Below are 19,318 nucleotides of genomic sequence, written 5' to 3' on the forward strand. Positions count from 1 at the left end.
GCTGATAGCCCCTGCTCTGTTGTGAGAAGAGAGATAATCTCAGCAACCCGGATCATTCCTTCAACCGCTGGTGCTGATGATGCATCACTGTACTTTCAGCTTAACTCGATGGGTTCCCTTCAACCGCTGGTGCTGATGATGCATCACTAGACTATCAGCTTAACTCGATGGGTTCCCTTCAACCGCTGGTGCTGATGATACATCATGACACTATCAGCTTAACTCGATCGGTTCCCTCTCCTTGGGGAGAGGGTTAGGGTGAGGGAGATCGCACTGGAGCCAATCGCCCCACCCCGAGCCTTGCCCTGTTAACCTTTATATACGCAGCCTGCGGTACAGGTCTCTTTGACCATCACTGCCGACAATTCTGGCAGCTGCGGTTTCAACTGCTGCCAGATCCAGGCGGCAAGCACTTCGCTGGTCGGGTTCTCCAAACCAGGAATATCGTTCAGATTATAGTGATCCAGGCGCTGCCAAATCGGCTTGAAAGCGGCCTTCAGCTCGGCAAAATCCATCACCCAACCGGTGTGGGCGTCCACTTCCCCGGTCACTTCAATACGCACCATAAACGAATGCCCGTGCAGGCGGCCGCATTTATGGCCCTCCGGTACGTTTGGCAGATGGTGTGCGGCTTCAAACTGAAAATCTTTAAATAGCGTGGTTGCCATTATTACGGCCTCATTGACTCAAAAACCGCCGAATACTAACGGAAAGCGGCCCTGGTTACTATCTTTTGGGCTGCTTCAGGGGAGATCCAGGGGGGGCAGCATGTAGCGCTGCTGGCATTTTTTTATTTGGGCGGGATTGAGCCCATCGGAGGCGGTTATCAACCTCAAATGCGATTCATTCAAACTTTAAAAAAATAAATCATTAGATATCAATTTATTAAAAATAAATATCTAACGATTTAGCCACTATCCCTTACCAGGAAAACTGCTTAGTCGTTTTGGTTATTAATTATTGCTATCCCTTATTTAATCGTTGCAATTACGCTCGGTAACCTTACAAACTCTCCTGGTCTTTTCAGGACATTACACAACAACCATTACAGCGACTGACACTGGCTAAGCATAGGATATCCGTACCGCGATGACGACTCAGGTTCCTCCAACATCTTTGCTCCCGCTGACCCCCGAACAGCTCTCGAGTTTGCAGGCCGTCATTGGCGGGTACTCCCCAACGCAGCTGGCGTGGCTCTCTGGTTACTTCTGGGGCAGGGTTAATCAGCAGCCGGAAATCGTGGCTTCAGCACCGGTTGCCGTGCCTCCTGCGGCCAGCATCACCCTGATTTCTGCTTCCCAGACCGGTAACGCACGCCGTCTGGCCGAACAGCTACGCGACGATCTGCTGGCGGCGAAGCTGAGCGTCACCCTGGTGAATGCCGGTGACTATAAGTTCAAGCAAATCGCCCAGGAGCGCCTGTTGGTGGTGATCGCCTCCACCCAAGGGGAAGGGGAGCCAGCGGAAGAAGCGGTGGCGCTGCACAAATTCCTGCATTCGAAAAAAGCCCCCAAACTCAATGAAACCGCCTTTGCGGTGTTTGGCCTGGGGGATAGCTCTTATGAGAATTTCTGCCAGTCCGGCAAAGACTTTGATGGCAAGCTGGCCGAGCTGGGGGCCGAGCGCCTGGTGGAGCGCATCGATGCGGATGTGGATTATCAGGAACTGGCTATCGCCTGGCGTAAGCAGGTGGTGGAAGTCCTGAAGGCTCGAGCGCCAGCGGAAAACAGCGCTCCGGCGGCATTGGCCAGCGGTGCGGTCGATCAACTGGACAGCAGCCCCTACAGCAAAGAACAGCCGCTGACCGCGCAATTGGCGACCAAGCAAAAGATCACTGGCCGTGCTTCCGATAAAGACGTGCGCCATATTGAAATCGATTTAGGCGATTCCGGCCTGCGTTATCAACCGGGCGATGCGCTGGGCGTATGGTTTGATAACGATCCGGCGCTGGTGGATGAGCTAGTACAACTGCTGTGGCTGAAAGGTGACGAACCGGTCGAGGTTGAGGGGCAAACCCTGCCACTGCGTGAAGCTTTGCGTAGCCACTTTGAACTGACGCAGAACACCACGCCGATCGTGGAAAAATATGCCGGGCTATCGCGGGACGAAAAGCTGATTGCCCTGCTGGCTGACAAGCCTAAACTGCAACACTACGCCCATAACACTCCAATTGTGGACATGGTACGCCAGGCTCCGGCCGACCTGAACGCAGAGCAGTTACTCAGCCTGCTGCGCCCGCTGACGCCGCGTCTGTACTCCATCGCCTCCTCTCAGGCAGAGAATGAAAACGAAGTGCACATCACCGTTGGCGTGGTGCGTTACGACATTGATGGCCGCAGCCGTGCCGGTGGGGCTTCCAGCTTCCTGGCCGATCGTCTGGAAGAAGAAGGCGAACTGCGGGTGTTTATCGAACATAACGACAACTTCCGCTTGCCTGCCAACCCGGAAACGCCGGTGATCATGATCGGCCCTGGTACCGGTATTGCCCCATTCCGCGCCTTTATGCAGCAGCGTGAAGCGGAAGGTGCCGGGGGTAAGAACTGGCTGTTCTTTGGCAACCCGCACTTTACCGAAGATTTCCTGTACCAGGTCGAATGGCAGCGCTATGTGAAAGAGGGCCTGCTGACCCGTATCGATCTGGCCTGGTCACGGGATCAGCAACATAAGGTTTATGTGCAGGACAAGCTGCGCGAGCAAGGTGCGGAAATCTGGAACTGGATCCAGCAGGGCGCGCACATCTATGTCTGTGGCGATGCCAACCGCATGGCGAAAGACGTTGAAAACACATTGTTAGCACTGGTGGCCGAGCACGGTGGCATGGATACCGAGCTGGCAGACGAATTCTTAAGCGAGCTGCGCCTTGAGCGCCGTTATCAGCGAGACGTTTACTAATGAGTGATAAACACCCTGGGCCTCTGGTGGTTGAAGGCAAACTGGCCGATGCCGAGCGTCTGAAGAAAGAGAGTAACTTCCTGCGCGGAACCATTGCCGAAGATTTACAAGACGGTCTGACCGGCGGTTTTACCGGCGATAATTTCTTGCTGATCCGTTTCCACGGCATGTACCAGCAGGACGATCGCGATATTCGCGCCGAACGTGCCGAACAAAAACTCGAGCCACGCCACGCCATGATGCTGCGCTGCCGCCTGCCGGGCGGGATTATTTCCCCACAACAGTGGCTGGGGATCGACAAATTTGCCGCGGAAAGCACGCTCTACGGCAGCATCCGTATCACCAACCGGCAGACGTTCCAGTTCCATGGCATCGTCAAAGGTAACGTGAAACCTGTGCACCAGTTGCTGAACCGCCTGGGGCTGGATGCGCTGGCGACGGCTAACGACGTGAACCGTAACGTACTTTGCACCTCGAATCCGGTGGAGTCGGAGCTGCATCAGGAAGCGTACGAATGGGCGAAGAAAATCTCCGAGCACCTGCTGCCGCGTACCCGTGCCTATGCTGAAGTGTGGCTGGATAAAGAAAAAGTCGCAACCACGGACGAAGAGCCGATCCTGGGCGCTACTTACCTGCCGCGCAAGTTTAAAACCACGGTGGTGATCCCGCCGCAGAACGATGTGGATCTGCATGCCAACGACATGAACTTTGTGGCGATTGCCGAACACGGCAAGCTGGTGGGCTTTAACCTGCTGGTGGGTGGTGGCCTGTCTATCGAGCATGGCAACAAGAAAACCTTTGCGCGTACGGCGAGTGAGTTTGGCTATATTCCGCTGGAACACACGCTGGCCGTCGCTGAAGCGGTAGTGACCACCCAGCGCGACTGGGGCAACCGCACCGACCGTAAGAACGCCAAAACCAAATATACGCTGGAGCGGGTGGGGGTTGATACCTTCCGCGCCGAAGTAGAAAAGCGGGCTGGCATCACCTTTGCGCCGGTGCGTCCGTACGAGTTTACCGGCCGTGGCGATTGCATCGGCTGGGTTAAAGGGGTTGATAATCACTGGCATCTGACGCTGTTTATTGAAAACGGTCGCCTGCTGGATTATCCAGGCCGTCCACTGAAAACCGGCGTGGCCGAGATCGCCAAGATCCACCAGGGGGATTTCCGCCTGACGGCAAACCAAAACCTGATCGTGGCCGGCGTACCGGAAAGCGAAAAGGCGAAGATCGAAGCCCTGGCGCGCCAGCATGGCCTGATCGACGACGGCATCAGCGAGCAGCGCAAGAACTCGATGGCCTGTGTGTCCTATCCTACCTGCCCACTGGCGATGGCGGAGGCCGAGCGCTTCCTGCCGGAGTTTGTGACCAAGGTAGAAGGCATCATGCATCGGCATGGTGTGGGCGATGAGCACGTGGTACTGCGTATCACCGGCTGCCCGAACGGCTGTGGCCGAGCGCTGCTGGCGGAGATTGGGCTGGTCGGTAAAGCGATTGGCCGTTACAACCTGCATCTGGGCGGTAACCGTGAAGGGACGCGTATTCCGCGCATGTATCGGGAAAATATTAACGAAGAAGAGATTTTGCAGACCATCGACCAACTGGTAGGGCGTTGGGCAACAGAGCGCACCGCTGGCGAAGGCTTTGGCGATTTCACCGTGCGTACCGGGATTATCCGGCCGGTGGTGGATCCCGCGCAGGATTTCTGGGAATAACCTTGCTGGCTTTCCTTACTCTTTGTGCAGCAGCTAAGTTTGTGCACCTTACTGTCCCCTTTCCCTGTGGGAGAGGGGTAGGGTGAGGGGCCACATCAACACTTTCAGGAGATCGCATCATGGCTGAATTGGATCTGGCGGCGCTGAACGCGCTACCGAAGTCCGGTCAAGCGCTGGCACTGGCGGTCGTTAACGGCCAGTTGGAACAGCTTTCTGCACAGGAGAGGGTTGCCTGGGCGCTGGAACATCTGCCGGGGGAGTTTGTGCTTTCCTCCAGCTTTGGTATTCAGGCGGCGTTGTGCCTGCATCTGGTCACGCGCATCAAGCCGGATATCCCGGTGATCCTGACCGATACCGGCTACCTGTTCCCAGAAACTTACCAGTTTATCGACCAACTGGCCGACAAGCTGAACCTGAACCTGCAAGTGTTCCGCGCCGAGCATTCACCAGCCTGGCAAGAGGCGCGCTACGGCAAGCTGTGGGAGCAGGGCGTTGAGGGTATTGAGCAGTACAACCAAATCAACAAAGTTGAGCCGATGAACCGCGCGCTGGAAACGCTAGGTGCGCAAACCTGGTTTGCCGGCCTGCGCCGTGAGCAATCGGGCAGCCGAGCCAATCTGCCGGTGCTGGCGGTGCAACGAGGGGTGTTCAAGATCCTGCCGATTATCGACTGGGATAACCGCCAGATTTACCACTATCTCACCGAGCATGGCCTGAGCTACCACCCGCTGTGGGATCAGGGCTACCTGTCGGTGGGCGATACCCACACCACCCGTAAATGGGAGGAAGGCATGAGCGAGGAAGAGACCCGCTTCTTCGGCCTGAAGCGCGAGTGTGGTCTGCACGAAGGTTGATGTCCCTAACCCTCTCCCACATGGAGAGGGAGCTGAAAGTCACTGCTCTGTTGGGAGAAAGAAGTTCACTCTTAGCCGAGGCGAGTTACTCGGTATTGATGATGAATCACTCACTTTCAGCCTGACTCGATCGGTCCCTCTCCTTGTGGGAGAGGATTAGGGTGAGGGGCTGTAACGTACTACTTCTTCTTTTTCTTCTTCTGCTCTGGAGCAGGATGCGCCTGCACCCATTCTTTTACCAACGGTAACAGGATCCGCACGCTGTCGCGGCTGCGTTTGTCGATCCGCCCTGGCAGGTGGGTTTCCAGATATTGCAGATTGTCGTATTGCGGGCGATGCCAGGTAATGCCCTGCGGGAAGCTGGGGCTGACAGCACGCTGCTGGTAACCGTTCTGATCCCCCAGCGACCAGTTGGTGGCTTCTACCGCCATCACCGGAATTTTGGCGTTATCGAAGACAATCTGATCGGAACAGCAACCGGTGCCGGTTGGAAAACCTTTGCTGCCTAGGTTGATGGCCGCTTCAATGCCATAACGGTGGGCGATGCTCAGCGCACGATCGCGGGATCTGGCCACCACTTCCGGCTCGGTGTTACGCCCGGAATGGAAATAGAGGCGATCGCCGGTGATCAGGCTGTCGAGGTTAATCACCAGCAGCGTGTTGTTACGCTCTTCCTGCGTCATTCGGCCAAGGTAGTTTTTAGCGCCTACTGACTTTAGTTCTTCACCACTCATGGCTACAAAGCGCAGGCTATAGGTGGTGGGGATATTTTTCAGCCGATTAGCCAACTCCAGCATCACACCCACGCCGGAGGCATTGTCATCGACCCCCTGTAGCGTCAGGCCACCAAGATTATTATCTACCTCATCATCGCTAAGCGGTGTATAGGTATCGAAGTGCGCCATGATGATGACCTGTTGGGGCCGCTCACCCTTTTTGGTGGCAATCACCGAGGTGACGCTGATCTTGCGCCAGTTTTCACTGGTATCTTTGTTAGTGTAAAGATAACGGGCGTCAAAGGTGCGGGTATCAGCCGGGTAGCCCATCTCGGTAAACTGCTGTTTCAGGTAATCTGCGGCCAGTAATTCTGCCGGGCTGCCCGCCATGCGGCCGGGGAAGTAGGTAGCGATATGGCGGATCTGTTTAGCGGCGAACTGGCCCATCGGGGCTTCTTTTACGGGTTTGGTAGCGGCCGAAACGCTTACAGCACTGCCGAGAGCGACTAGCAACAGCCCTGCTCTCAGACACAAGCGGGAAAACATACCGAAAAATCCTTCTCTGACAGCGGTGATGCCGATTATTTTTGCGATGTTCAGTATGGGACGCTACGGGCGATAAGACAATTTCTTCGCGTCCTATTTTTGTCTGAGGTGCGCGCCGGTAAACCTCTGCTAACCACGTTTAGTGGCACCGTATGTTCTACCGTAGGGGCAACATCAAGCAAGCCCTGTTAACCCACACCTGTAACCTCATTACGTACAGCGAGTTAGGCGCACTGCCAACAGCCTTATTCCATTTAAGAACATCTCATGCCTTTTCGTCATTTCAGGGGGCAAATCGCACGCCGTATAGTCACCCTATCAATCTGTTATATGAAAAGGCCGTTGTGGACTATCTACCAATATTTGCCGACCTGAAACAACGCCCGGTGCTGGTGGTTGGCGGCGGCGAAGTGGCTGCACGCAAAGTTGACCTCCTGCTACGCGCAGGGGCGGAAGTGCGGATCGTGGCGCAGGCGCTCTCAGCGGAGCTGGAGCACCAACACCAGCAAGGGCGCGTTGAGTGGCTGGGGCAGAACTTTGTGCCGCAGCAGTTAGACGACGTCTTTCTGGTAATTGCCGCTACCGATGATAGCGCGCTGAACGCCGAGGTGTATGCCGAAGCGGATAAACGCCGCGTGTTGGCCAACGTGGTGGATGACCAACCGCGCTGCTCCTTTATCTTCCCGTCGATTATCGATCGTTCACCGTTGGTGGTGGCCGTGTCATCTAGCGGCCAGGCACCGGTATTGGCTCGGATGTTACGTGAGAAGCTGGAGGCGTTGCTGCCTGCCAGCCTGGGGAAGATGGCGGAACTGGCCGGAGGGTTACGTGGCAAAGTGAAGCAACGGCTGGTTTCCATCGGGGCCAGACGCCGTTTCTGGGAGAAAACCTTCAATGGCCGTTTCGCGACTTTGGTGGCGAATGGTCAGACGGATCAGGCGCAGCAGCAGTTGGAACAGGATTTAACGGCTTTTGCACAGGGTAATGAGGGGGCGCAAGGTGAGATCGCACTGGTCGGGGCAGGCCCGGGCGATGTCGGTTTGTTAACCCTACGCGGGCTGCAGGTGATGCAGCAGGCTGACGTGGTGCTTTACGACCACCTGGTGAGCGAAGAGACGCTGGATTTGGTGCGTCGCGACGCCGAGCGTATCTGCGTGGGCAAACGCGCGGGCGCGCACTCGGTGATCCAGGAAGAGACCAATCGGTTGCTGGTGGAACTGGCGCAGCAGGGCAAACGGGTAGTGCGGTTAAAAGGCGGCGATCCCTTTATCTTTGGCCGGGGTGGCGAAGAGTTACAGGTGGCCGCCGCTGCCGGGATCCCCTTCCAGGTGGTGCCGGGCGTAACCGCTGCCGCAGGGGCTACGGCCTATGCAGGTATTCCGCTAACGCACCGCGATCACGCCCAAAGCGTGACCTTTATTACCGGCCATTGCCGTGACGATGACGACGGCTTGGATTGGCCCGCTTTGGCGCGGGCGCGGCAGACGTTGGCGATCTACATGGGCACCATGAAGGCGGCGGATATCAGCCGCAACCTGATCGCCCATGGCCGTGATGCGGATACGCCAGTCGCCGTGATCAGCCGGGGTACACGGGCCGATCAACAGGTGCAGACTGGCACCTTGCAACAGCTGGAACAATTAACTCGGCAGGCCCCGTTACCGGCGCTGCTGGTGATCGGTGAAGTGGTGGAGCTACACCATCAAATCGCCTGGTTTGGGCATCAATCGCAGACGGCAGTGGCAGCGCGCCCGGCCGTCGTGAATTTGGCTTAAAGGATCTGTTATGGACCAAAAACGACTCACTCATTTGCGGCAATTGGAGGCGGAGAGCATCCATATCATCCGTGAAGTGGCCGCCGAATTCGGCAATCCGGTGATGCTCTATTCCATCGGTAAAGACTCCTCGGTGATGCTGCATCTGGCACGCAAGGCGTTCTACCCGGGCACGCTGCCGTTCCCACTGCTGCATGTGGATACCGGCTGGAAATTCAACGAAATGTACCAATTCCGCGATCGTACTGCCAAAGAGTACGGTTTCGAGCTGCTGATCCATAAAAACCCGGAAGGGGTGGCGATGGGGATTAACCCGTTTGTCCACGGCAGCGCCAAGCACACCGATATCATGAAAACCGAAGGCCTCAAGCAGGCGCTTAACAAGTACGGCTTTGATGCTGCTTTCGGTGGCGCACGCCGTGATGAAGAGAAATCCCGCGCCAAAGAGCGTATCTACTCTTTCCGCGATCGCTTCCACCGTTGGGATCCGAAAAACCAGCGTCCAGAGCTGTGGCACAACTATAACGGCCAGATCAACAAGGGCGAAAGCATCCGCGTGTTCCCGCTGTCGAACTGGACCGAGCTGGATATCTGGCAATATATCTTCCTGGAGAAGATCGACATCGTTCCGCTCTACCTGGCCAAACCACGTCCGGTGGTGGAACGCGACGGCATGCTGATGATGGTGGATGACGATCGTATCGATCTGCAACCGGGTGAGGTGATCAGCCAGCGTATGGTGCGGTTCCGTACCCTCGGCTGCTGGCCGTTGACCGGCGCGGTGGATTCTTCTGCGCAGACGTTGCCGGAGATCATCGAGGAAATGCTGGTTTCCACCACCAGCGAACGTCAGGGCCGCATGATCGACCGCGATCAGTCCGGTTCGATGGAGCTGAAAAAGCGCCAAGGGTATTTCTAAGGAGCCGCCGGAATGAACAACGTTATTGCACAACAAATCGCCGAACAGGGCGGGGTAGAAGCCTACCTGCACGCGCAGCAGCACAAGAGCCTGCTACGCTTCCTGACCTGCGGCAGCGTGGACGACGGCAAAAGTACCCTGATTGGCCGCTTGCTGCACGATACCCGCCAGATCTACGAAGATCAGCTCTCAACCTTGCATACCGACAGCAAACGCATCGGCACCCAAGGGGAGAAGCTCGATCTGGCCTTGCTGGTGGATGGCCTGCAGGCAGAACGTGAGCAGGGCATTACCATCGACGTGGCCTACCGCTATTTTTCGACCGAAAAGCGCAAATTCATCATCGCCGATACGCCGGGGCACGAGCAGTACACCCGCAATATGGCTACCGGTGCTTCGACCTGTGACTTGGCGATCCTGCTGATCGATGCGCGCAAGGGCGTGCTGGACCAGACCCGTCGCCACAGCTTCATTGCTACATTGCTCGGCATTCGCCATCTGGTTGTGGCGGTGAACAAAATGGACCTGGTGGATTACAGCCAGGCGGTGTTTGAACAGTTCAAACAGGACTACCTGACCTTCGCCGAGCAGTTGCCCAACGACCTGGAGATTAAATTCGTCCCGTTGTCGGCACTGGACGGGGACAACGTCGCTACCCAGAGCACACAGATGCCTTGGTACAGCGGCCCGACGCTGCTGGAAGTGTTGGAAAGCGTGGATGTGATCAGCGAGCGTGAACATCAGCCGCTGCGTTTCCCGGTACAATACGTCAACCGCCCGAATCTCGATTTCCGCGGTTATGCCGGTACGTTGTCTGCCGGTGTGGTCCGCGTGGGCCAGCGCATCAAGGTGCTGCCGTCTGGCGTTGAATCCTCCGTGGCGCGTATCGTGACCTTTGATGGCGATCTGCAGGAGGCGGGGCCGGGTGAAGCGATCACGCTAGTGCTGAAAGACGAAGTCGATATCAGCCGGGGCGACCTGCTGGTGGATGCCAGCGAAACCTTACAGGCCACGCAAAGTGCCTTGGCAGACGTGGTATGGATGGCAGAACAGCCGCTGTTGCCGGGCCAAAGCTACGACATCAAGGTAGCCGGGAAGAAAACCCGCGCCCGCGTTGAGAGCATTCGCCATCAGGTGGAGATTAACTCGCTGTCGCAGCATCAGGCCGATGTGTTGCCTTTGAACGGCATTGGGCTGGTGGAGCTGACCTTCGACGAACCGCTGGTGCTGGACAGCTATCAACAGAATCATGATACCGGCGGCCTGATCTTTATCGATCGTTTGACTAACGTCACGGTTGGCGCGGGGTTGATCCGCGAAGCTTTGCAGCAGGATAATCTGGCAACGGTGGGTAATTTCAGCGCCTTTGAACTGGAGCTGAATGCCTTGGTACGCAAGCATTTCCCACACTGGGGTGCGCGTGACCTGCTGAAGGGGAATTAACGTGGCCGAGGCTGAGTTAGCGAAAGACGACAACGTCGTGTGGCACCCGCATGCGGTAACGCGTGCGGAGCGTGAAGCCGCGAACGATCATCAGGGCGTGGTGCTGTGGTTTACCGGCCTGTCTGGTTCGGGGAAATCGACCGTGGCCGGGGCATTGGAACAGGCGTTGCACCAGTTGGGGGTCAGCACCTATCTGCTGGATGGCGACAATGTGCGCCATGGCCTGTGCCGCGACTTGGGGTTCTCCGACGACGATCGGCGTGAGAACATCCGCCGGGTGGGTGAAGTGGCGAAACTGATGGTGGATGCCGGGCTGGTGGTGTTGACGGCATTTATCTCACCGCACCGTGCTGAACGGCAGATGGTGCGGGAAATGTTGGCAGAGGGGCAGTTTATCGAAGTGTTTGTCGACACCCCGCTGGCGATTTGTGAGGCTCGCGATCCGAAAGGATTGTACAAAAAGGCCCGCGCTGGTGAACTGCGTAATTTCACCGGTATCGACTCGGTGTATGAAGCGCCGGAACGGCCGGATATCCGGCTTAATGGTGAACAATTGGTAACAAATTTGACCGCGCAATTGTTAGACCTGCTGCGTGGTCAGGCTATTATCAAACCCTGAATTCGCAAAAAGCGCGTGGCGTGATCCAGCCACGCGCTTTTTACTCTAGTAAGTCGCCGCAGAGCGAGCCAATAGACCAGGGAACGCTATGCAAAATGCCACGCCACTAGTGATTGATAGCCAACTCGAGCCAGAGGAACCCTCATATTCGTTTTTGGGCGGTACCAGCGGCTTTGTCTTCTATTGGTTGGCGTTTACCGTGCCTTTTCTGGTTTACGGCTCTAACACCTTGTTTTTCCTTCTCTATACCTGGCCATTTTTCCTGGCTTTGATGCCAGCTTCCGTGCTGCTGGGTATCGTCTTCAGCGTGGTGCTGCGCGGGCGTTTGTTCCTCACACTGCTGCTGACTGGTATCACCGTCATTTGTCTGTTCTGGCTGGTGTTCAGCTTTCTGAGCGGTTGGTAATCCAGACGCCCTCACCCTAGCCCTCTCCCCCAGGATAGGGGATAGCATGTGCCACAGATTGAGTTTGTGCCTATCTAGACCCCGAATCAGGTCAAAGCGAAAGATTGGCTTCGGTGCCTGCCCCTTGCAGTGGGCCAACTCCCTCTCCCCCAAGAGAGGGGATAGCATGTGCCACAGATAGAGTTTGTGTCTACCTAGACCCCGAATCAGCTCAAAGCGAAAGATTGGCTTCGGTTCCTGCCGCTAGCACTGGGCCAACTCCCTCTCCCTGTGGGAGAGGGTTGGGGTGAGGGGAACATGCGTCCAAGAGATGCCGAAGGTTACAAAACTTTGCTTAAAAATGCCTGGGTACGCGGATTGGTCGGGTTACTGAAGATATGCTCCGGTGTGCCTTCTTCCTGGATGATCCCCTGATCGATAAACAGCACCCGGTCAGCCACTTCACGGGCGAAGCCCATTTCGTGGGTTACCACCACCATCGTCATGCCTTCAAGGGCCAGCGCTTTCATCACCGCCAGCACTTCACCGACCAACTCCGGATCCAGCGCCGAGGTAGGCTCATCAAACAGCATGATTTGCGGTTCCATCGCCAATGCGCGGGCGATGGCAACACGCTGTTGCTGTCCGCCGGACAGGCTACTGGGATAGGCATCGATCTTGTCCAGCAGGCCTACTTTATTCAGTAGCACCTCGGCACGTTCAATGGCTTCGCTGCGGGACAGTTTTTTCACCTCCATCGGCGCCATGATGATGTTTTCCAACACCGTCATGTGCGGGAACAGGTTAAAGCGTTGGAATACCATGCCCACGCTTTCACGCATCTTGTTCAGATCGGTCTTCTGGTCGTGAATGGCAAAGCCGTTAACGTCGATCTCACCGCCAGAAAGCGTTTCCAGCGCGTTGATACAGCGCAGAAAGGTACTTTTACCGGAGCCGGATGGGCCGATAATACACACCACTTCTTTCGGCGCGATCTGGCAGGAGATCCCGCGCAGCACGTGGGCTTCGCCAAATTGTTTTTGCAGGTTATGTACGCGAATCACTTTTACCGAACCTTTTTTCCATGTGTTGCACCATCAGCGAGAGCAGGAAGGTGATGATCCAATAGATCACTGAAATAGTCAGATAGGGCTCCCAGTAGGTGGCGTACGCGCCGGAAACGGTGCGCGCGGCATAAGCCAGATCCGCCAGACCAATCGCGGAGGCCAGGGACGAATCCTTGACGATGGCGATGGCGTTGTTGCCGAGCGGTGGCAGCATGCGGCGGAAGGCCTGCGGCAGGATCACCTTACGCATGGTTTTGCCGTAGCCCATTCCCAACGAGCGCGATGCTTCCATCTGGCCGCGATCGATCGACTGGATCCCGGCACGGAAGATCTCCGAGACGTAGGCACCGGCGTTCAACGTGATGGCGACTACGCAAGACAGGAAGGCACCGTAATCGGAACGCAATGCGCGCGCGAAGTCGACGCTCATCAAACCGTTGCTGACCAGCAGGCCGTCACGCGGGTTGATAAACAGCGGCACCAACGCGAAGTGGACCACCATGATTTGCACAAACAGCGGCGTGCCCCGGAAGGCGCTAATGTAGATGCGCACCGGCCATTGCACGCAATAGTGCAGGATCGGTTTCCAGATGCCGTGCGGTGCCTGCGCCAGGCGGCCTAAGCCGAGGAGTAGCCCCCAAGTGGTGCCCAGGATCACGCAGATGATGGTACATTTGATGGTCATCCAGGCACCCTCCATAAACAGCGGAGCGTATTCCTCAATGATCTCCCAACGGAATGCTGACAAAATAGAATCCTTACGGTGGTAGTGCGAACTTGCAGGTCATTGATACGTAGGGGCACAGTCAATTGCGCCCCTATTTACAGCCGGTTTATTCTGCTGGCAGCGTAGGGACGTTGCTGTCGAACCAGGTCTGGTAGATTTTGGCGTAGGTGCCATCGGCGATGATTTTCTTCAGGCCGCTGTTGATCTTGTTACGCAGCTCATCGTTGCCCTTGGCCACCGCAATGCCGAAATACTGGCGCTCAAACTTGGCGTCTGACACCAGCTTGAACTCTTTCTCCGGGTGGGTCTTGATATAGAACTTGGCCACGCCAACGTCACCCACAGCCGCGCCAATGCCATCTTCATACAGCTCTTGCAGCAGCAGCGGGGTGTTATCAAAGCGCTTGATGGCAGTGCTGTTTTTGCCTAACACGTCGGAAACCACGATGTCGCCGGTGCTGGAGTTGACTACGCCCACCTTCAGGGTTTTCAGCGCGTCGATGGAGTCTACTGTAGACTCTTTCGGTACCACGATGGCCTGCTCTGCCGGGAAGTATGGCGTAGAGAAGTCGACCATCTGCTTGCGCTTGTCGGTAATGGTGATACCGGAAATGATAATGTCGCGGTCGCCAGAGTTCAGGGTGGCAAAGATGCCTTCCCACGGCGTATTTACCAGCTTCACCTGGAAACCTTCCGCTTTGGCGACGGCCTTGATCACATCGATATCAAAACCTTCCAGCTCTTTTTTGCTGTTTTCGTATTCGAACGGACGATAGGTACCGCCGGAGCCGACAACATACGTCGGTTCTGCGGCAAAGGAGGCCGCGGAAAAAGTGGCCGCCAGGCAGGCACTAATCAGCACGAGACGTTTTAACATGAGCAATCCCCGAATAAGTTGAGTCGTTAAGTAAAGGTTATACATTGGATTTATTTATGCACTTTAGATGCATAAAAATAAACTTACATGAATAAAAACACAACCCCTACCTGATGATGAAAATGCTAACAGTGTTAAATATGAATAATTATTTAAAAACTGGCTTAAATGTCGGTAAAAATACCCTCAGCCCAGTTATTCTTACTGCATACTGATGTGGGGCGACGATGTGTGCATGATGTCGATGTATGCAGCAGCATGCGGTGCCCGTCGATCCATGCTGCCTGCGGCCACCTGGATTTAATGCCACTTTCAGGCGACAATCAGGCGCTAAACTCAGGAAATTCTGATTACGCTTGATGGCGGCAGATGAAAAGCCGCCGCTGCTGTGGAGTCAAACGGCAAGTTGTGGGATGATTAAGCGCTTTTTTTAGGGGGCGGAGATGGGAAAACTGACGCTGCTATTGCTGGCGCTGCTTGGCTGGTTACAGTATTCGCTGTGGCTGGGGAAGAATGGTATTCACGATTATGTACGGGTCAATGATGACGTTGTGGCTCAGCAGAGCAACAATGCCAAATTGAAAGCGCGTAACGATCAGCTGTTTGCCGAGATTGACGACCTGAACGGCGGTCAGGAAGCGATAGAAGAACGCGCACGCAATGAACTGGGTATGATCAAGCCCGGCGAGACTTTCTATCGTCTGGTTCCTGAACCTTCCGGGCGCAACGCGGCGTCTGCCACACAGAACAACCCATCGAAGTAACGCATGAATCCATCCGTAGGCTCCTCCCCTCAGGTGATCGCCGTCCTGCCCGCTGCCGGTATTGGCAGCCGTATGCAGGCCGAGTGCCCGAAGCAATATTTAACCATCGGCCATCAAACCATTCTTGAGCACGCGATCCACGCTTTGCTACGCCATCCGCGTATTACCCAGGTGATCGTGGCTATCAGCCCCGAAGACCAACAATTCAAGACATTATCGATCGCCAGCGATCCGCGGGTCCTGGTCACTGAGGGTGGGCAACAGCGCGCCGATTCGGTACTGGCCGGGCTGCAATTGGCAGGCAACGCACACTGGGTTTTGGTCCACGATGCTGCCCGCCCTTGCCTGCATCCCGACGATCTGGAGCGGTTGCTCGCGATCACGGCACACAGTAAGGTCGGCGGCATTCTTGCTGCACCGGTGCGTGATACCATGAAGCGTGCGCAGGTGGGCCAAAGCATCATCTCGCACACCGTCGAACGCCAGGATTTGTGGCATGCACTGACGCCACAGCTGTTCCCGCTGGAACTGCTTAAACTCTGCCTGCAACGTGCCCTGGATGAAGGGGCTACGGTGACCGATGAAGCCTCGGCGCTGGAGCATTGCGGCTATCATCCGCTGCTGGTGGCGGGGCGTGCGGACAATATTAAAGTGACGCGGCCAGAGGATTTGGCGCTGGCGGCGTTCTATTTGACTCAGTTGAACAACTAAAGGAGCGCATCATGCGTATCGGTCACGGTTTTGATGTCCATAAATTTGGCGGCGAAGGGCCGTTGGTGATCGGCGGTGTTCGCATTCCTTATGAAAAAGGACTGCTGGCTCACTCCGATGGTGACGTGGCGCTGCATGCAGCCACCGATGCCCTGCTGGGGGCGGCGGCGTTGGGGGATATCGGCAAGCTGTTCCCGGATACCGATCCGGCCTTCAAAGGGGCAGACAGCCGTGAGCTGCTGCGTGAAGCCTGGAAACGCATTCGTGCCAAGGGCTATCGTCTGGGTAATCTGGATGTCACCATCATTGCGCAGGCACCGAAGATGGCACCACACATTCCTCAGATGCGCATCTTCCTGGCGGAAGATCTCCAATGCCATATGGACGATGTTAACGTCAAAGCGACCACCACCGAGCAACTGGGCTTTACCGGCCGTGGCGAAGGCATTGCCTGCGAAGCGGTTGCCCTGTTGATCAAGGAATAACGCATGGACATGGCTAATCTGACCTGGTTGCACGGCAAGCCAGCGGCTACCGGCGTGCTGAAAGCCAACCCGGAAGACTTTGTGGTGGTTGAGGATCTGGGCTTTACGCCGGACGGCGAAGGTGAGCACCTGTTGGTGAACATCCGCAAGAACGGCTGCAACACCCAGTTTGTGGCGGACTCTCTGGCGAAGTTTGCCGGCATTCATGCCCGTTCGGTCAGCTATGCCGGTTTGAAAGATCGCCATGCGGTCACCGAGCAGTGGTTCTGTCTGCATCTGCCGGGGAAAGAATCTCCCGATCTCAGCCAGTTTGCGTTGGAAGGCTGCGAAGTGCTACAGGCCGCTCGCCACCTACGCAAGCTACGCATCGGTACGTTGAAGGGTAACGAATTTACCCTGGTGCTGCGCCAGATCAGCGATCGCCAAGAAGTGGAGCAGCGTTTGCAGGCCATCGCGGCGGACGGCGTACCGAACTACTTTGGCAGCCAGCGCTTTGGCCGTGGTGGCAACAACCTGACGATGGCACGTCGCTGGGCCAACGATGAGATCCGGGTCAAGGAGCGCAGCAAACGTAGCTTCTACCTGTCTGCCAGCCGCAGTGCGTTGTTCAACCTCATTACCAGCCAACGTTTGGCTAACCAACAGCAGCAAACGGTGCTGGAGGGGGATGCGTTACAGCTGGCTGGCCGCGGGAGCTGGTTCGTGGCCAAAGCGGAAGAGCTAGCCACCCTGCAACAACGGTTAGACGCGGGTGAACTGATGATCACCGCTCCATTGCCGGGGGATGGTGAGCCGGGAACTGCCGCAGAGGTACTGGAGTTTGAACAAAGTTGCCTGGCGCAGCAGCCGGAATTGCTGAGTCTGTTAAAGCGTGAGCGCGTAGAGCCTGCACGACGGGCCTTGCTGCTACAGCCGCAGAAAATGCAGTGGAACTGGTGGGATGATGTCACCGTGGAATTACGTTTCTGGTTACCGGCAGGCAGTTTCGCTACCAGCGTGGTACGCGAAATAATGCAATTGGTTAGCAGTGACGCGGATATTGCCGAGTAGCCGTTAGCTTAATCAATTTTTGCTTTCTCGTTCAGGCAGAGGGGAACTCTGCCTGAACTGAATAAGACAGCGAAAATGCTGTCACCGTCCTGGCTTACCAAGCTAATTTCCCCCGTATTGCGCCATTGATTAAAACCTCATCTTCTAATTCACCTTAAATATTATAATTTGTTTATTTCTGTTTGTTATAATTAAAAATTATCTTGTTTATTATCATTGGCTTACCGAGTCCTTTATTCTTGTTGTTATTATTATAATTATTAAGTTGATCTGCGTGCTCATTGGTTTTTATACTTGCTGCGAATTTTACGAGACTAAGCGTGGCTGGAGTTGGCTGTGTTTTAAAGTTTGATATAAGAGACTCTCATTACGGATTAATCATGAAGCTCAATATTATTAAACGCCTGAGTGGTGTTGCTATTTTTTGTTTTTTACCAGGTTGTGTATTGGCCAATATGAGCGTTTATCCTATGGAAGTCGGGATCGGCGAAACTGGAGCCGCGCAAATAAGGGTTATATCCCAAAGCGACGGGGTGCAATTCGTCAAGGTAATGGAAAAACAAATACTAAATCCTGGCACTAAACAAGAACAAGAAGCGGACGTTGAACAATTTGGACAAAGCTCGCTGGTGATAACGCCGCAAAAATTGGCTATTTCGGCAGGTAGCCAACGCCTTGTACGGTTGGTCGCCCTGGAGTTACCGGAAAAAGAAACCACCTGGCGAGTTTATTTTGAAGGCGTGCCGGAATTAGAAGATAACGTTGCCGCTGCCAGCCCGCAGATGACCACGACAAAGGTAGGCATCAACCTGGTGTGGGGGGCATTGGTCCACGTTGCACCTAAAAAGGCCATTGCCAGCCTGACGCTGGATGCACAGCGCGGCCAGGTTATCAATGACGGTACGTTGCGTATTCCGCTACGAGAGGTGGGGGTTTGTGACCAGGGCGGTGTTTGCAACTGGAAAAAAGAAACCACCACGATATATCCCGGTACCGAGCTTAAAATTGCCTCGCTAATGGTAATGCCAGGGAAGAAATATAAAGCGCGTTATTTTAACTGGCTTAAGAAGCGCGTTGAAGAAATTGATTTGTCTGTAAAGCTTTAAGTGTGGAGTCAAATCATGTATAGCCCCGATTTTATGGGGTGAGTAAAGTTGGATGTTATTTATAAAATAAAATGGAGATTTTATGAAAAAGTTTATTAAACCACTGCTGATCGTTTCAACCATGGCTGCCGTATTTTCAGTTCAGGCTGTACAGAAAGATATTACTGTGAATGCCAACGTGGATGCGACGATTGATATGACGCAACCTGATAATACCGGTTTGCCAAGCAGCATCGATATGCAGTATTTGCCAGGCAAAGGCCTGACGCCTTTTAACCTGAACACCAAGGTCTGGTCTAACAACGCTACCGCTGGCGTTAACGTTCGCCTGGTCAGAGCCGCGAGCCTGGCGGATGTCAATGGGGTTAACAAGATCCCATTGACCGTAAGCCTGGGTGGAACGGTGCTGACCACCACCAACCAACTGCTGGAAGCGGCGACCCTGTTCCCTGCGGGAATCGAAAATGGTTCAGACGTTCTGCCGCTGCGTTTTGCCCAGACCACGCAAGGCACTATCGCCACTGGCACCTACAGCGGCATTGTTAGCCTGGTGGTGACTCAGGCGACCAAGGCTCCTTAAGACGACCCAATTCAAAAGTTTGTTTTCATATCTTATGGGGCTCTTAGCCCCATTTTTATCAGGGATGAATAATGGCTTTTCGCGCTA

Annotated in this window: 19 protein-coding genes; 14 read left to right on the forward strand and 5 right to left on the reverse strand. The window is 55.3% G+C overall.

Annotation, left to right across the window (positions count from 1 at the left end):
• Nucleotides 1-308: 308 nt before the first annotated feature.
• Nucleotides 309-668, reverse strand: a complete 360-nt coding sequence (gene queD / locus N6G83_RS51120) for a 6-carboxytetrahydropterin synthase QueD (RefSeq protein ID WP_021179400.1) — start codon at nucleotides 666-668, stop codon at nucleotides 309-311.
• 421 nt (nucleotides 669-1,089) lie between these two features.
• On the opposite strand from queD, the gene cysJ reads away from it, so the two are divergent.
• The 3 genes from cysJ to cysH all read left to right on the forward strand — a co-directional run bounded on the left by cysJ (nucleotide 1,090) and on the right by cysH (nucleotide 5,461).
• Nucleotides 1,090-2,892: an NADPH-dependent assimilatory sulfite reductase flavoprotein subunit gene (gene cysJ, locus N6G83_RS51125; protein WP_211136782.1), complete on the forward strand. Its 1,803-nt coding sequence runs from the start codon at nucleotides 1,090-1,092 to the stop codon at nucleotides 2,890-2,892.
• The gene (cysI, locus tag N6G83_RS51130; RefSeq protein WP_211136781.1) at nucleotides 2,892-4,607 is read left to right on the forward strand and encodes an assimilatory sulfite reductase (NADPH) hemoprotein subunit; all 1,716 of its coding nucleotides are present in this window, start codon (nucleotides 2,892-2,894) and stop codon (nucleotides 4,605-4,607) included. Before cysJ ends, cysI begins: the two co-directional genes overlap by 1 nt.
• A gap of 119 nt (nucleotides 4,608-4,726) precedes the next feature.
• Entirely contained in the window at nucleotides 4,727-5,461 is a 735-nt protein-coding gene (gene cysH, locus N6G83_RS51135) for a phosphoadenosine phosphosulfate reductase (protein ID WP_211136462.1), read from the forward strand.
• 179 nt (nucleotides 5,462-5,640) lie between these two features.
• On the opposite strand, the gene N6G83_RS51140 is transcribed toward cysH, so the two are convergent.
• On the reverse strand, nucleotides 5,641-6,723 hold the full coding sequence (locus N6G83_RS51140; protein WP_211136461.1) for an aminopeptidase: 1,083 nt from the start codon (nucleotides 6,721-6,723) through the stop codon (nucleotides 5,641-5,643).
• Nucleotides 6,724-7,067: 344 nt separating this feature from the next.
• Here N6G83_RS51140 and cysG point away from each other — a divergent pair, with 344 nt between their 5' ends.
• The 5 genes from cysG to N6G83_RS51165 all read left to right on the forward strand — a co-directional run bounded on the left by cysG (nucleotide 7,068) and on the right by N6G83_RS51165 (nucleotide 11,885).
• Nucleotides 7,068-8,498 (forward strand): siroheme synthase CysG, encoded by a 1,431-nt coding sequence (cysG, locus tag N6G83_RS51145; protein ID WP_211136460.1) that lies wholly within the window; start codon nucleotides 7,068-7,070, stop codon nucleotides 8,496-8,498.
• A gap of 10 nt (nucleotides 8,499-8,508) precedes the next feature.
• Complete coding sequence (cysD, locus tag N6G83_RS51150; protein ID WP_024485711.1) at nucleotides 8,509-9,417, forward strand: sulfate adenylyltransferase subunit CysD; 909 nt, start codon at nucleotides 8,509-8,511, stop codon at nucleotides 9,415-9,417.
• Nucleotides 9,418-9,429: 12 nt separating this feature from the next.
• A complete protein-coding gene (cysN, locus tag N6G83_RS51155; RefSeq protein WP_211136459.1) occupies nucleotides 9,430-10,860 on the forward strand; it encodes a sulfate adenylyltransferase subunit CysN in 1,431 nt (476 codons plus the stop codon).
• Entirely contained in the window at nucleotides 10,856-11,479 is a 624-nt protein-coding gene (gene cysC / locus N6G83_RS51160; protein WP_143182350.1) for an adenylyl-sulfate kinase, read from the forward strand. Before cysN ends, cysC begins: the two co-directional genes overlap by 5 nt.
• A gap of 88 nt (nucleotides 11,480-11,567) precedes the next feature.
• Entirely contained in the window at nucleotides 11,568-11,885 is a 318-nt protein-coding gene (locus tag N6G83_RS51165; protein WP_074032400.1) for a DUF3561 family protein, read from the forward strand.
• 320 nt (nucleotides 11,886-12,205) lie between these two features.
• Here N6G83_RS51165 and N6G83_RS51170 read toward each other — a convergent pair whose 3' ends face one another.
• The 3 genes from N6G83_RS51170 to N6G83_RS51180 form a co-directional block, all read right to left on the reverse strand.
• Complete coding sequence (locus tag N6G83_RS51170; protein ID WP_074032422.1) at nucleotides 12,206-12,928, reverse strand: amino acid ABC transporter ATP-binding protein; 723 nt, start codon at nucleotides 12,926-12,928, stop codon at nucleotides 12,206-12,208.
• Nucleotides 12,912-13,679, reverse strand: a complete 768-nt coding sequence (locus tag N6G83_RS51175; protein ID WP_024485716.1) for an amino acid ABC transporter permease — start codon at nucleotides 13,677-13,679, stop codon at nucleotides 12,912-12,914. Before N6G83_RS51175 ends, N6G83_RS51170 begins: the two co-directional genes overlap by 17 nt.
• 85 nt (nucleotides 13,680-13,764) lie before the next feature.
• Nucleotides 13,765-14,535, reverse strand: coding sequence for a basic amino acid ABC transporter substrate-binding protein (locus N6G83_RS51180; protein ID WP_059199801.1), 771 nt, complete (start codon nucleotides 14,533-14,535; stop codon nucleotides 13,765-13,767).
• A 443-nt stretch (nucleotides 14,536-14,978) separates the two neighbouring features.
• Here N6G83_RS51180 and ftsB point away from each other — a divergent pair, with 443 nt between their 5' ends.
• From ftsB to N6G83_RS51210, 6 genes are all read left to right on the forward strand, one after another.
• Complete coding sequence (gene ftsB / locus N6G83_RS51185; RefSeq protein WP_074032421.1) at nucleotides 14,979-15,299, forward strand: cell division protein FtsB; 321 nt, start codon at nucleotides 14,979-14,981, stop codon at nucleotides 15,297-15,299.
• Nucleotides 15,300-15,302: 3 nt separating this feature from the next.
• Nucleotides 15,303-16,010: a 2-C-methyl-D-erythritol 4-phosphate cytidylyltransferase gene (gene ispD / locus N6G83_RS51190; protein WP_074032419.1), complete on the forward strand. Its 708-nt coding sequence runs from the start codon at nucleotides 15,303-15,305 to the stop codon at nucleotides 16,008-16,010.
• 11 nt (nucleotides 16,011-16,021) lie between these two features.
• Nucleotides 16,022-16,495: a 2-C-methyl-D-erythritol 2,4-cyclodiphosphate synthase gene (ispF, locus tag N6G83_RS51195; protein WP_021179414.1), complete on the forward strand. Its 474-nt coding sequence runs from the start codon at nucleotides 16,022-16,024 to the stop codon at nucleotides 16,493-16,495.
• A gap of 3 nt (nucleotides 16,496-16,498) precedes the next feature.
• A complete protein-coding gene (gene truD / locus N6G83_RS51200; RefSeq protein WP_074032417.1) occupies nucleotides 16,499-17,545 on the forward strand; it encodes a tRNA pseudouridine(13) synthase TruD in 1,047 nt (348 codons plus the stop codon).
• Between the two features lie 380 nt (nucleotides 17,546-17,925).
• Nucleotides 17,926-18,651: a fimbrial protein gene (locus N6G83_RS51205; RefSeq protein WP_211136458.1), complete on the forward strand. Its 726-nt coding sequence runs from the start codon at nucleotides 17,926-17,928 to the stop codon at nucleotides 18,649-18,651.
• 82 nt (nucleotides 18,652-18,733) lie between these two features.
• On the forward strand, nucleotides 18,734-19,231 hold the full coding sequence (locus N6G83_RS51210; RefSeq protein WP_074032414.1) for a CS1 type fimbrial major subunit: 498 nt from the start codon (nucleotides 18,734-18,736) through the stop codon (nucleotides 19,229-19,231).
• Nucleotides 19,232-19,318 lie beyond the last annotated feature (87 nt).

It is taken from the genome of Serratia sp. PL7 (assembly GCF_945957435.1).

Coding starts and splice junctions, on each gene's coding strand:
- ftsB (WP_074032421.1), top strand. CDS start 14,979: ATGGGAAAACTGACGCTGCTATTGCTGGCGCTGCTTGGCTGGTTACAG.
- N6G83_RS51210 (WP_074032414.1), top strand. CDS start 18,734: ATGAAAAAGTTTATTAAACCACTGCTGATCGTTTCAACCATGGCTGCC.
- N6G83_RS51165 (WP_074032400.1), top strand. CDS start 11,568: ATGCAAAATGCCACGCCACTAGTGATTGATAGCCAACTCGAGCCAGAG.
- truD (WP_074032417.1), top strand. CDS start 16,499: ATGGACATGGCTAATCTGACCTGGTTGCACGGCAAGCCAGCGGCTACC.
- cysN (WP_211136459.1), top strand. CDS start 9,430: ATGAACAACGTTATTGCACAACAAATCGCCGAACAGGGCGGGGTAGAA.
- ispF (WP_021179414.1), top strand. CDS start 16,022: ATGCGTATCGGTCACGGTTTTGATGTCCATAAATTTGGCGGCGAAGGG.
- N6G83_RS51180 (WP_059199801.1), bottom strand. CDS start 14,535: ATGTTAAAACGTCTCGTGCTGATTAGTGCCTGCCTGGCGGCCACTTTT.
- cysJ (WP_211136782.1), top strand. CDS start 1,090: ATGACGACTCAGGTTCCTCCAACATCTTTGCTCCCGCTGACCCCCGAA.
- queD (WP_021179400.1), bottom strand. CDS start 668: ATGGCAACCACGCTATTTAAAGATTTTCAGTTTGAAGCCGCACACCAT.
- cysH (WP_211136462.1), top strand. CDS start 4,727: ATGGCTGAATTGGATCTGGCGGCGCTGAACGCGCTACCGAAGTCCGGT.
- ispD (WP_074032419.1), top strand. CDS start 15,303: ATGAATCCATCCGTAGGCTCCTCCCCTCAGGTGATCGCCGTCCTGCCC.
- N6G83_RS51205 (WP_211136458.1), top strand. CDS start 17,926: ATGAAGCTCAATATTATTAAACGCCTGAGTGGTGTTGCTATTTTTTGT.
- cysI (WP_211136781.1), top strand. CDS start 2,892: ATGAGTGATAAACACCCTGGGCCTCTGGTGGTTGAAGGCAAACTGGCC.
- cysD (WP_024485711.1), top strand. CDS start 8,509: ATGGACCAAAAACGACTCACTCATTTGCGGCAATTGGAGGCGGAGAGC.
- N6G83_RS51140 (WP_211136461.1), bottom strand. CDS start 6,723: ATGTTTTCCCGCTTGTGTCTGAGAGCAGGGCTGTTGCTAGTCGCTCTC.